The organism is Paracoccus sp. KKT209, assembly GCF_055635455.1.
Genome location: NZ_CM145758.1, coordinates 1023785 through 1036157, shown reverse-complemented (window position 1 = coordinate 1036157; position 12373 = coordinate 1023785). Strand labels below are relative to the sequence as shown.

The 12373-nt window shown below is 67.2% G+C and carries 11 protein-coding genes and 1 tRNA gene; 6 read left to right on the top strand and 6 right to left on the bottom strand.

What is annotated here, in order from left to right:
• The first annotated feature begins 43 nt into the window (after window positions 1–43).
• Together ACZ2G3_RS05110 and ACZ2G3_RS05105 are read left to right on the top strand one after the other, a co-directional pair.
• Complete coding sequence (locus ACZ2G3_RS05110; RefSeq protein WP_470398079.1) at window positions 44–1168, top strand: HPP family protein; 1125 nt, start codon at window positions 44–46, stop codon at window positions 1166–1168.
• Window positions 1169–1268: 100 nt separating this feature from the next.
• Entirely contained in the window at window positions 1269–1730 is a 462-nt protein-coding gene (locus tag ACZ2G3_RS05105) for a tellurite resistance TerB family protein (protein ID WP_470398078.1), read from the top strand.
• Here the strand turns inward: ACZ2G3_RS05105 and ACZ2G3_RS05100 are convergent.
• From ACZ2G3_RS05100 to ACZ2G3_RS05090, 3 genes are read right to left on the bottom strand one after another with little or no spacing between them, the layout of a single operon-like run.
• Window positions 1727–3037: an NAD(P)/FAD-dependent oxidoreductase gene (locus ACZ2G3_RS05100; RefSeq protein WP_470398076.1), complete on the bottom strand. Its 1311-nt coding sequence runs from the start codon at window positions 3035–3037 to the stop codon at window positions 1727–1729. The two genes, ACZ2G3_RS05105 and ACZ2G3_RS05100, sit on opposite strands and share 4 nt — an antisense overlap.
• Complete coding sequence (locus ACZ2G3_RS05095) at window positions 3034–4389, bottom strand: glutamine synthetase family protein (RefSeq protein WP_419267208.1); 1356 nt, start codon at window positions 4387–4389, stop codon at window positions 3034–3036. Before ACZ2G3_RS05095 ends, ACZ2G3_RS05100 begins: the two co-directional genes overlap by 4 nt.
• Window positions 4386–5096, bottom strand: a complete 711-nt coding sequence (locus ACZ2G3_RS05090) for a type 1 glutamine amidotransferase (protein ID WP_470398074.1) — start codon at window positions 5094–5096, stop codon at window positions 4386–4388. The genes ACZ2G3_RS05095 and ACZ2G3_RS05090 overlap by 4 nt, the downstream gene beginning before the upstream one ends.
• Window positions 5097–5242: 146 nt before the next feature.
• On the opposite strand from ACZ2G3_RS05090, the gene ACZ2G3_RS05085 reads away from it, so the two are divergent.
• The 4 genes from ACZ2G3_RS05085 to ACZ2G3_RS05070 all read left to right on the top strand — a co-directional run bounded on the left by ACZ2G3_RS05085 (window position 5243) and on the right by ACZ2G3_RS05070 (window position 8726).
• Window positions 5243–6370, top strand: coding sequence for an aminotransferase class V-fold PLP-dependent enzyme (locus tag ACZ2G3_RS05085; protein WP_470398073.1), 1128 nt, complete (start codon window positions 5243–5245; stop codon window positions 6368–6370).
• Between the two features lie 62 nt (window positions 6371–6432).
• On the top strand, window positions 6433–6897 hold the full coding sequence (locus tag ACZ2G3_RS05080) for a GNAT family N-acetyltransferase (RefSeq protein WP_419267205.1): 465 nt from the start codon (window positions 6433–6435) through the stop codon (window positions 6895–6897).
• A gap of 49 nt (window positions 6898–6946) precedes the next feature.
• A tRNA-Arg gene (locus tag ACZ2G3_RS05075) sits at window positions 6947–7023 on the top strand.
• A gap of 230 nt (window positions 7024–7253) precedes the next feature.
• A complete protein-coding gene (locus ACZ2G3_RS05070; RefSeq protein ID WP_470398071.1) occupies window positions 7254–8726 on the top strand; it encodes a hypothetical protein in 1473 nt (490 codons plus the stop codon).
• 298 nt (window positions 8727–9024) lie between these two features.
• On the opposite strand, the gene ACZ2G3_RS05065 is transcribed toward ACZ2G3_RS05070, so the two are convergent.
• Genes ACZ2G3_RS05065 through ACZ2G3_RS05055 form a run of 3 tightly spaced genes read right to left on the bottom strand, consistent with a single transcriptional unit; the run spans window position 9025 to window position 12352 of the window.
• Window positions 9025–9768, bottom strand: a complete 744-nt coding sequence (locus ACZ2G3_RS05065) for a DUF2243 domain-containing protein (protein ID WP_470398070.1) — start codon at window positions 9766–9768, stop codon at window positions 9025–9027.
• A 44-nt stretch (window positions 9769–9812) separates the two neighbouring features.
• Complete coding sequence (locus tag ACZ2G3_RS05060; RefSeq protein ID WP_470398068.1) at window positions 9813–11867, bottom strand: NAD(+) synthase; 2055 nt, start codon at window positions 11865–11867, stop codon at window positions 9813–9815.
• Window positions 11864–12352, bottom strand: a complete 489-nt coding sequence (locus tag ACZ2G3_RS05055; RefSeq protein WP_419267201.1) for a CinA family protein — start codon at window positions 12350–12352, stop codon at window positions 11864–11866. The genes ACZ2G3_RS05060 and ACZ2G3_RS05055 overlap by 4 nt, the downstream gene beginning before the upstream one ends.
• Window positions 12353–12373 lie beyond the last annotated feature (21 nt).

The following is a 12373-nucleotide window of genomic DNA, read 5'->3' as shown; positions in this document are numbered from 1 at the left end:
CTGCTTTACTTTTAGGCATTTCGATGAAACCACGTGCAGTCTCATGCCCGGAGGTCATCCCGTGCCGTCAGAATTGTACAGGATCCTGCGCGCCCTCGGTCCCGCCGTGGCCTCCACACCGCCGGTCGAGGCGCTCCGCGCGGGCCTGGGCGCCCTTGTCGGCTTGGCGGTCGCGGGCCTTTTTGCCCTGTCGCCTTCGGTGGACGGGCAGCTGGGGCTTTATCTGATCGCGCCCTTCGGGGCCAGTTCGGTCCTGCTTTTCGCGGTTCCGAACAGTCCGCTGGCCCAGCCTTGGGCGGCGGTGGTGGGCAATACCGTCGCGGCGCTGATCGGGGTCGCGGCCTGCCTGCTGATCGCCGACCCGGCGCTGCGGATCGCGCTGGCCGTGGGCTGTGCGATCACCGCCACGATCCTTTGCCGCGCCCTGCATCCGCCCGCCGGGGCCGTGGCCATGACCGCCGCGATGAGTCCCGATGCCGTGGCCGACCTGGGCTTTCGCTTTGCCCTGGCCCCGGTCGCTGCGGGGACGATCCTGCTGGTGGCGCTGGCGGCGGTTTACGCCCGGCTGACCGGGCGCCACTATCCGCTGCGCCAGTTCGACGAACACCACCCCAACCGGACCCGGGACCCCGCGCCCAATCACCGGCTTGGGCTGTCCGAGGCGCAGCTGAACGACATCCTGGAACGCTATCGTCAGAGCTTCAACCTGGGGGCAGAGGATCTGGCCCGGCTGGTCGGCGCGGCCGAACTGCAGGCCGCGGCGCAGCGCACGGGGCCGGTCACCGCCGCCGACATCATGTCCCGCGATCTGGTGACGGTGCCGCCCGATGCGCCGGTCGAACGCGTGGCGGGCCTGTTCCGGCAGCATCGCTTTACCTCGATCCCGGTCGTGGGCGCGGGCGACCGCTATCTGGGCGTGATCTTCCAGATCCACCTGATCGGCACCCTGGCCGCGGGCAACCCGGCGCGCGCCATCATGCAGACCCAGATCCCGCAGGCGACCCCCGCCACGCCGCTGGGCGAATTGCTGCCGCTGATGGCCGATGGACAGGTCGATGCCGTGCCGGTGCTGGTGGGCGACCGGATCCTGGGCATCGTGACCCGCACCGACCTGATCAGCGCCCTGGCCCGGCCGCTGGCGCAGGGTGTTCCGGCCGGGCGGCCGTGACGGGGGGCTGCCGGGAACGGCGTGCCGGCCCGCGCGTTGGCAGGACGGGTCACAGGTGCCATAAACGATCCGGACCACCCCAGAAAGGAACGTCGCCGCCATGTTCAAGGATCTTCTGGCTCGCCTGACCGGCGAGGCCCCCGGACCCGCGCCCTTGGCCGGAGAGGAAGCCGAACTGGCCATCGCGGCGCTGCTGGTCCGGGTGGCGCGTGCCGATGACCATTATGACCAGGCCGAACGGCAGCGCATCGACCGCATCCTGGCCTGCCGCCGGGGCCTGACCCCGCAGGAAGCCGCCAGCCGCCGCGCCGAGGCCGAGGCGATGGAGGCCGAGGCCAGCGACACCGTCCGCTTTACCCGCCAGATCAAGGACCGCATCGCGCTGGAGGACCGCGCCGGCGTTTTGGCCGCCATGTGGGAGGTGGCCTATGCCGATGCCGACCGCGACGCGGACGAGGAAAGCCTGATTCGGCTGGTGACGGGCCTTCTGGGCATCAGCGACCGCGAATCCGCCCAGATCCGGCAGGAGGTCATGGACCGGATGGGCCTGCCCCGGGACTAGAACCCCAGCCTGTCGCGCAACCCGAACCAGGCCATGCCCGCGACCAGCAGCGGCTGGCGCAGCATGGCGCCGCCCGGAAAGGCCCGCGTCGGCACCGCCGCCATCGCGTCGAACTGCCCCGCCTGCCCCGCCACAGCCTCGGCCATCAGGCGCCCGGCCAGGGTGGCCAGCGCGACGCCATGGCCCGAATAGCCGCTGGCCGACAGGCAGTTCGGCGCCGGACGGGCAAAGCAGGGCATCCGGTTCATGGTGATGGCCAGGGTGCCGCCCCAGGCATGGGTCAGCTCCACCCCCTCCAGTTGCGGATAGACCGACAGCAGGTGCGGACGCACCACGGCGCGGATGTCGCGGGGGAAACGATAGGTCACGGTTTCCCCGCCGCCAAAGACCAGCCGTCGCTCGTCATCCAGCCGCCAGTAGTTCACCACGAACTTGGTATCGGCGACCGCGATGCGCTGCGGCAGGATCTCGGGGAAATCCGGCCCCAAGGGGCGGGTGGCGACGATGTAGTTGTTGATCGGCAGGACACGCGCGGCGACATGCCGGTCCAGCCGGCCCAGATAGCCGTTGCAGGCCAGGATCACGTGACCGGCCCGCAGGCTGCCGTCACGGGTGGTGATGCGGCTGTCCTGTCCCGCATGCGGGGCATGGGCGATGCCCGTCACTTCGCTGCGCTCGCAGATCGTGGCCCCCGCGGCTTCGGCCAGGCGCGCCATCCCCAGCGCCAGCGCCAGGGGCTGGACATGGCCCGCCCCGCGATCCAGGTCGCCGCCCACATAGGCAGGGCTGCCAAGCGCCTCGGCCAGCTGCCCCCGGTCCAGCGGGACCACCTGGTCATAGCCATAATGCCGGGTTAGGTGATCGGCCATGTGCCGGGCGTGATCGACCTCGGAGGCGGTGCGGCAGGCATGGGCGATGCCGTCGCGGATGGGCACGCCCGCCTCGGCCGCCAGGGCGCGGGTCAGGGCCTTGGCCTCCTCGCCCAGGTCCCAGAGGCGGCGGGCGGCTTCGGGACCCAGATGCTGCTCCAGCCAATCGACCTCCTGGCGCTGCCCAGAGCCGATCTGTCCCCCGTTGCGCCCCGAGGCCCCAAAACCCACCCGATGCGCCTCCAGCACCACGACCGACAGGCCCTGCCGCGCCAGATGCAGCGCCGCCGAGAGGCCGGTGTATCCGGCGCCGATCACCGCCACATCCGCGCGCCGGTCGCCCCGCAGCGGCGCGCGCCCGGGCTCTTCGCCGGACTGCGCGGCATAGAGGCTGGGCGGATAGGCGCCAGGGCGGTCGTTCAGGTGCAGCAGGTTCATACGTTCAGCAGCAGGTGTTCGCGCTCCCACGGGCTGATGACCTGCAGGAACTCCTTGTACTCGTTGCGCTTGACGGATTCGTAGACGGCGGTGAACTCTTCGCCGATGACACTGCGCATGGCCTCGTTCTCGATCATCAGGTCCAGCGCATCGCCCAGGTTGTAGGGCAGCTCGTCCTCGGACATATAGGCGTCGCCCAGGCATTCGGCACGCGGGTTCTCGGCCTCCAGCAGGCCCAGATAGCCGCAGGCCAGCGAGGCGGCGATGCCCAGATAGGGATTGCAGTCCATGCCCGCCAGCCGGTTCTCGATCCGCCGCGCCTCGGGCGACGAGATTGGCACCCGCAGGCCCGTGGTGCGGTTGTCGCGGCCCCATTCCAGGTTGATGGGCGCGGCAAAGTCCGGGACATAGCGGCGATAGCTGTTCACATAGGGCGCCAGCAGCGCGACCGCCGCCGGCAGATGCCGCTGCATGCCCGCGATGAAATGCAGGAAGGCGGGCGTCTCGCGGCCCTTTTCGTCGGAAAAGATGTTCTGGCCGGTGGCGATGTCGGTCACCGAATGGTGGATGTGCATCGCGCTGCCCGGCTCGCCCTCGATGGGCTTGGCCATGAAGGTGGCAAAGCAGTCGTGGCGCAGCGCGGCCTCGCGGATCAGGCGCTTGAAATAGAAGATCTCGTCGGCCAGGGCCACCGGATCGCCGTGGTTCAGGTTGATCTCGACCTGGCCCGCGCCGCCTTCCTGCAGGATGCCGTCGATCTCGAAGCCCTGCGCCTCGGCAAAGTCATAGATGTCGTCGATGACCTTGCCGTATTCGTCCACGGCCGACATGGAATAGGCCTGCTTGGCCGCCGCGCGACGCCCCGTGCGGCCCATCGGCGGGATGATCGGCTGGTTTGGGTCGATGTTGCGCGCGACCAGGAAGAACTCCATCTCGGGGGCCACGACCGGGTTCCAGCCTTTGTCGCGGTAAAGCTGCACGACGCGCTTCAGCACGTTGCGCGGCGCGATGGGCACCGGGTTGCCCTGCTGGTCCAGCGCGTCATGGATCACCTGGATGGTCCAGTCGGCGGTCCAGGGCGCGGCCGTCGCCGTCGAATAATCGGGCGTCATCACCATGTCGGGTTCGGTGAAGGCGCCCGAGGGGTTGTCGGCCCATTCCCCGGTGATCGTCTGCAAAAAGATCGAGTTCGGCAGGTAGAACCGTTCCTGCCGGGCGAATTTCGACGCGGGCATCGCCTTGCCCCGCGCCACGCCCGCGATGTCGGCCACGATGCATTCGACCTCGTCCAGCCGGCGCCCGGCCATGAAGTCGCGCGCGGCCTGCGGCAGCTTGTCGGTCCAATCGCTCATGCGGCACCCTGGGCGTCGTGGCGCGTCATGGCGCGCGGTTGCTTGAAGAATGCCTCGATCCGGTCGGCCAGAAGGTCCGATCCCTTGCGCTCTCCCATCCGGGCCGCGGCCTGGGCCAGCAGATCGGGGGGCACGACGCCCTTGGCGCGGGTGTCCATCAGCCCCTGGATGAAGTCGTCGCTGAATTCCGGATGCGCCTGCACCGTGAAGGCCCGGTCACCATAGATCAGGGCCGCGTTCTCGCAAAAGGCGTTCTGGCCCGCGATCTGCGCCCCCGGCGGCAGGGCCACGACCTGGTCCTGGTGCCAGGCGTTCAGCGTCACCGTCTCGCCGTTGAAATCGTAATCCTGGGTGCCGACCGACCAGCCCCCGGGATGCTTGACGACCGTGCCGCCCAGGGCCTGGGCGATGATCTGGTGGCCAAAGCAAATGCCCACCATCGGCACGCCCGCGTCATGGGCGCGGCGGATAAAATCCTCCAGCGGCGGGATGAAGGGGTGATCCTCGTAGGCGCCGTGGCGCGATCCGGTCAGCAGCCAGCCATCGGCCGCCGTGACGTCGTCGGGAAACTCCATCTCCTCGACGTGCCAGGTGCGGAAATCGAAGCCGCGCCCTTCCAGCAGGCGGATGAACATGTCCGGGTAATCCCCCAGGCTGTCCTTCAACTGGGCTGGGGACTGGCCGCATTGAAGTATGCCGATGCGCATTGAAAACCTTGATGTTGCTGACGACCCGAAGGTAGTCGCGCGGACGGGGGCACCGCAAGGGGTGATCCCGCCTGCCCCCTTTGGCGGTCTGGCACCGTGGCGCGGGTCGCGCTAGATTCCCCCGGACAGCAGCGAAAGGACGCCCCATGCCCCATCAGCGCCCCGAGATCGACCCCGAAGGTCTGGACGAGTTTTCGGTCGTCTTCACCGACCGGTCGTTGAACCACATGTCGCAGCGGTTCCAGCAGGTGATGCGCGACCTGTCGGCGACGCTGCGCGAGGTCTATGGCGCCGCTGAGGTCGCCATCGTGCCCGGCGGCGGCAGCTATGCGATGGAGGCCGTGGCCCGGCAGTTCGGCCGCGACGGCCACGCGCTGGTCGTGCGCAACGGCTGGTTCAGCTATCGCTGGAGCCAGATCTTCGACGCCGGCGGCTTTGCCCGCGAGGTCACCGTCGCCATGGCCCGCCCGCAGGGGAACGAACCCCGGCCCGCCTATGCGCCCCCGCCCCTGGACGAGGTCGTGGCAAAGATCCATGAGGCGCGCCCCGATGCCGTCTTTGCCCCCCATGTGGAAACCTCGGCCGGGCTGATCCTGCCCGACGACTATATCGCCGCCCTGGCCCAGGCCGCGCATGAAGTCGGCGCGCTGATGGTGCTGGACTGCATCGCCTCCGGGGCGATCTGGGTGGACATGGAGGCCACAGGCGTCGACGTGCTGATCTCGGCCCCGCAAAAGGGCTGGTCGGCCTCGCCCGCGGCAGGGCTGGTGATGCTGTCGGATCGCGCGGCCGAACGGCTGGCCGCCACCGACAGCGACAGCTTTGCGCTGGACCTGAAGAAATGGCGCGCGATCATGCAGGCCTATGAGGATGGCGGCCACGCCTATCACGCCACCATGCCGACCGACGCGCTGCTGGGCCTGCGCGACGCGATGGAGGAAACGCGCCAGATGGGCTTTGAATCCGCGCGCGAGGCGCAATGGCGTCTTGGTCGCGCCATCCGCGCCGATGTGGCGGCGCGCGGCATCCGTTCGGTCGCGGCCGAGGGATTCCAGGCGCCCGGTGTCGTCGTCAGCTATACCGCCGACCCCGAGGTCAAGACCGGCCGCGCCTTTGCGGCCCAGGGCACCCAGATCGCCGCCGGGGTTCCGCTGGCCATCGAGGAGGGCGCCGATTTCTCAACCTTCCGCATCGGGCTCTTTGGGCTGGACAAGCTGAAGGATGTCGAGGGCACGGTGGCGCGGCTGACGGCGGTCTTCGACAAGGTCCTCTAGGTCTTTACGCGAACGTCACGCCGGGCTAGGTCCGGCGTGGACATATGCTGGGGGTGCCGCAGATGACGCTGACCATCGACCGGGAAAGCCCGATGGGCGCGGATCTGGACCTGCTGTTCCAGCGCCATACCGCCGAGATGCAGGCCGACACGCCCCCCGAATCCATCCACATGCTGCCCCGCGCCGATCTGGCCGAACCGACCATCGCGTTTTTCGTGATCCGCGATGCCGGACGCCCGGTGGCCATGGGGGCACTGAAGGACCTGGGCGGGCCCGAGGCCGAGGTCAAGTCGATGCATGTCCTGGCCGAATGCCGCGGCCGCGGGCTGTCGCGCATGCTGCTGCGCCACCTGATCGGCCACGCGCAGGGGATGGGCAAGTCGCGCCTGTCGCTGGAAACGGGCGTGCAGCCGGGATTTGTGGCAGCGCGCGGTCTTTACACCCGCGCGGGGTTCAGCGAATGCCCGCCCTTCGGCAGCTATCGCGCCGACCCGAATTCGGTCTTCATGACGATGGCTCTGGCGTGATCCGACGCACCGCGCTATGACGGGCGCGCGATCGGACGACCGCGAATGCGGCCCCGTAGCTCAACTGGATAGAGCACGGACCTTCTAAGTCTGTGGTTGAGGGTTCAAGTCCTTCCGGGGTCGCCAATTTCAAGAAACCCATACTCTTGACCAGCCATTTAAGGTCCTTCTGCATGTCAGCTGCAAAGGCAGGCCGCCTGCGGTCGAAGGGGCCTTGATCATGCTGCTGACCTTGCCCGCCTGCGCGGTCGCGCCCGCACGTGACAATGCGGCAGCGGCCGCAATCGCGACGGCTCGGCCTGAGGCTGATCGACACTCACGGCAGAATTTGGCAATAGTCCCTCGAAAGGAACGCCATGCCCACCCGCAGAAACATCCTCCTGAGCCTCGCCGGCTACCTGAGCAGCAGCAGCATCCTGGCAGGCCCCTTGGCCGCATTCGAAGCGGCCGAACCCCTCCGTCCCGGCTCCACGCCGGGGCAGGCCGTGCCTGACGTGCCCATCTGGACGCTTTCGGCGCAGCCCGTGCTGGACATTCCGTCCGAGGTGATCGTCCCGCCCGGCACGCAGGACATCTACATTCCTGTGGCTGTCGATCAGTGCGAATGGCAGTCCTTCATGGCTTACTGCGACCGAATGGTGAATCTGAACGGCGGCGGCATCAATGTCGGCAGTTCGACGCAGGCCCGCGAGCGTTTCGCCGGCCTGGATGTGGTGTACCACTGGTCGCCGGGAGACGACCCGCTGCACTACGTCAAGATCAGCCCGCGTGAGAGCTACTCAGGCGGGCAAGGGTTCCAGGTCGCGATCCGGGTCAAGGGGCTGGGGGACAAGCAGAAGGGACGGAACGTCACGGTCCTCTATGTCGAGGGAGCGGAACCCCAGCAGATCACGCAGCCCTACCACCGCCCGCTGCGGCGGCTGGACCTGTCGGGCGCCAGGCGCAGCAATGCCTTCGATCCGGCTACCCTGAAATGGTCGCCGACCGGCTTCGACGCGGACGGCAAGCCGTGCTTCATGTCGGCGCTGTCTCAGGGCCGCGCCCAATATGGCAACGGGGAAACGGGCCTTTACGCCGACGAGACCATCGCCGGGGCCGACAACCCCATCAGCTATGACCCGAGAGAGAACGCCATCCGGCTGCACACGCGCGGCTTTACCGGCGATGAGCGGCCGGAGTGGGATGGGCGCCCCTGGTCGTTCCAGGCCGCCGTTCTTCAAGGCCTGCATCTTGATGAGGTCTGCGGAGAGGAAGGGACCTGGCGAATGGAGGCCAGGATCCCGAACCGGCTTTTCAGCTGGCCGGCATTCTGGCTGGTGAACCGCGTGCAAAACTCGCGCGGGATCTGGGAGAATCGCTGGCCCGGTGAGATCGACATCCTGGAAAAGTTCAACGGAGCCTGGGGCGCGGCTGACACGCCCTATACCAGCTCTTTCGCCCAGCATTACGGCCCGATCGGCGAATGGGATAACAAGGCCGGGAAAATGGGCTATGACTTCGACGTTCATCAATACGGTTCGCCCCGCGTTCCGCTGGATGAAGTCTATACGTCCTGGGCGGCCCATGTCCGTTATGATGAGGAGGACACCACCAGGTCGGAGGTGACGTTCTTCGTCAACGACCTGGAGGTTGGCTGCCAGGTGCTGCACGCCCGCCACCAGGACCTGACCCGCAAGGTGCAGTTCTATCCGATCTTCAATGTGGCCGTTCGCACCCTCGGGAATTACACGGCCGAGCAGTATGACGCGGACCCTCGGACCGGCGACATGTGGGTGCGGGACATGGGCTATTTCCCGACCGGCGCGCGGATGGTGCCGATCGAGGGATGAGCGATCAGGCGCATTAGCTGACAGCCGTCGTCTGCGGATCCGTCACAATATACGCGGGCCTGTTTAACGCGCCTGCGGCGCTCCAAAGCATTCGACCTACGAGAGACCCAGCCCCTCCCAAAGGGCCCGTCCTTCGTCCAACAGGTAGCGTCGCCTGTAGTGTCCCCATTGGCTGGTTTCCAACCCGCCTCGCACTTCATAAAAGAACTCCTGAGGCCTTTCTGTTTTTCCAAAATGCCTTTGAAAAATAAGAGAAGCACGCACCTCTTCCGGAGTCGCCACATCATCCTAATCCTGCTCAGGCGCGGCTCCATGCAAAGCAGCCAGCCGGCAGCACCGAGCCGCCCACCAGAAGCGCGCCTTTCCGGTAAAGCCCAAGGCGCTGCCCCGGCTCCATGTCCACCAGCACGACGCCCATGTCGGGCTCGGCCCAGACCAGCGTCGCGACCGCTCGGTCCAGAACGTCCGTGACCTGTTCCGCACTCAGGCCCACACGGAACACGATCGCGGTCAGCGGCATGTCCGGCGGCGGACGCATCGCCCATGCCCCCATCCCCAGGCAAAGCATCGCGACGGGCAGCACCGGCGGCCGTCCCCTCCCTTGGCCACCGCCCCGTCGCGTCAGCATCCAGCCAATTACCAAGGGCAGCAGGCCAAAAACTGCCAGCCACCCCAGATCCCACAGCAGGGGATAGGCGCTGTCCACCCGGATGCGGTGGATGCCCAGAACCCAGTGGGACAGGACGGCATCGACCACATGCCACAGGCCAAAACCCATCAGCAGCCAGCCGGACAGCACGGTGCCGACAGAGGCGCTACGCCGCGCGCGCCAAAGCCCGGCCAGCCCCAAGGCGGCCACCAGATACATGGCCGCATGGAAATACCCGTCCCACAGGATCTGCTGGCGCAGGTCGGTGATGCCGGGGACCAGGCTCAACAGGTGGTGCCATTGCAGGATCTGATGCAGCAGCACCCCGTCGAAAAAGCCGCTCAGGGCAAAGCCTACCGCCAGCGCCGATGCCGTCCACAACCGATCCTGCATCGTGGTCCCTCCTCTGCGGTCAGACCCTGCCGACCGTCCCGCGATCAGCTTCCGGGCCACCTCTCCGGCACCGACTCCAACTCCTCCAGCCAAGGCGCCGCCACGCTGTCCGAGGGTGCCCGCCAGTCGCCGCGCGGGCTGAGGGCGCCACCGGCCGAGACCTTGGGCCCGTTCGGCAGGGCCGAGCGCTTGAATTGGCTGGTGGCGAAAAAGCGGACCAGGAAACGTTCCAGCCAGTGCCGGATCGTCGCCAGGTCATAGGCGTTCTTCTTGGCCTCGGGGAAGGCGTCGGGCCAGATGCCCTGCGTCGTATCGTGCCAGGCATGCCAAGCCAGGAAGGCGACCTTGGACGGCGGCAGGCCATAGCGCATGATGTGGAACAGGAAAAAGTCGTTCAGCGCATAGGGGCCGATCTTTGATTCGGTGCTCTGCATCCCCTCGTCCCCGTCGACCGGCACCAGTTCAGGAGAAATCTCGGTGTCCAGGATCGCCTCCAGCACCTGGGCCGTGGCATCGTCGAACTGCCCGGTGCGGGCGGTCCAGCGGATCAGGTACTGGATTAGCGTCTTGGGGACGCCCGCATTGACGGCGTAATGGCTCATCTGGTCGCCGACGCCATAGGTGCACCAGCCCAGCGCCAGTTCGGACAGGTCGCCCGTGCCGATGACAAAGCCGTTCCGCTGGTTGGCCAGGCGGAACAGATAATCGGTGCGCAGGCCCGCCTGCACGTTCTCGAAAGCAATGTCATAGACCGGCTGGCCCTCCGCGAAGGGGTGGCCCATGTCCTGCAGCATCTGGGTCGCGGCAGGACGGATGTCGATCTCCTCGGCCTGGATGCCTATGGCGCGCATCAGCTTCCAGGCATTGGACTTGGTGCCTTCGGAGGTCGCGAAACCGGGCATGGTAAAGCCCAGGATGCGGTCGCGCGGCAGGCCCAGGCGGTCGCAGGTCTTGGCCGCAACGATCAGCGCATGGGTGGAATCGAGGCCCCCGGACACGCCGATGACCAGGTTGTCACCGCGAGTGGATTCAAAGCGGCGGCGCAGGCCTTCGACCTGGATGTTGAACGCCTCGTAGCAGTCAAGGTCCAGGTGGCTGGCGCGGTTGGGGACATAGGGAAAGCGCGCCACGGGTCGGATCAGCCCCGCGTCGCGCCCGTGCGGGCGGTGCCGGAAGGTGATGCGGCGGAATTGCGGATCGACCTGGCGGGCGGCATCGTTGAAGCTGCCGGTGCGCATGCGTTCCGACAGGATGCGGCCGGTGTCCACATCCGCCATCAGCAGCTGCGGCTCGGTCGGGAAACGCGCCGATTCCGCCAGCAGGTCGCCCAGCTCATAGATCAGCCCCTGCCCGTCCCAAGCCAGGTCGGTGGTGCTTTCGCCCGGACCCGCCGCCGAATAGGCATAGGCCGCAAAGGCGCGCATCGACTGCGACTGGCACAGCAGGTGGCGGTCCGTCGATTTGCCGATCACGATGTTCGACGCCGACAGGTTGGTCAGGATCACCGCCCCCGCCATCGCCGCATCCGATGAGGGCGGTGCGGGCGTCCAGAGGTCCTCGCAGATCTCGGTGTGGAAGGTCAGCCCGGGCAGGTCGCTGGCCTGAAAGATCAGGTCCGTGCCGAAGGGCGCCGTGACGCCCGCCACGTCGATCTGCTGGCCGGTGATCCCGCGCCCATGCGCGAACCAGCGCTTTTCATAGAATTCGCGATAGTTCGGCAAATAGGATTTGGGCACCACGCCCAGCAACTCGCCGCGCGCGATAATCAATGCGCAGTTGTAAAGCCGGCCGTCGCGGCGCAGCGGCGCGCCGATCAGCAGGACCGGGGCCAGCTTGGCGCTTGCCTCGATGACGCGGCCCACGGCACGTTCGACGGCCGACAGGACAGCGTCCTGCAGGTGCAGGTCGTCGATGGCATAGGAGGACAGGCACAGTTCCGGATAGACCAGCAGGTCCACCCCGGCCGCATCGGCACGCTCGGCCTCGGCGATGATGCTGTCGCGGTTGAAGGACACGTCGGCCGGACGCACGCGCGGGGTCGAGGTGGCCACGCGGACAAAGCCGTGGCGGTGCAGGGCGGCAAAGGAAAGGTCGGTCACGAAACGGCGCCCTCCATCATCTCGACCACGGTCTTCAGGCAGGCCGCGCGGATCGGGTCGCGACCGATGGCGCCGAATTGTTCCTTGCGGTGCAGCGTCTCGCCGTCGCGCCGGGCCAGGGCGAAATGCACCAACCCCTCTTCGGCATCGCCGCCCGGAGAGCCCGCATAACCCGTCACCGACACGGCGATATCCGCATGGGACCGCCCGATTGCCATTTCCGCCATCATGATTGCCACCTCCTGCGATACGGCGCCCTTGTCCTGCAGCAGATCCGCATCGACGCCCAGAAGCTCGCGTTTCGCGTCATCCGTATAGGTGACGAAACCACGATCGAAGGCATGGGAACAACCCTCGATATCGGTCATCAGCGCGGCTACCAGGCCGCCGGTGCAGCTTTCGGCGGTGGCGACAGTCAGCTCACGCTCGCACATGCGGGCCAGAACCTGCTTCATTCTTTCCGCCATCGGGTCGGTGTCGTTCATCTTTTCCGTCCTTGTCCTGTC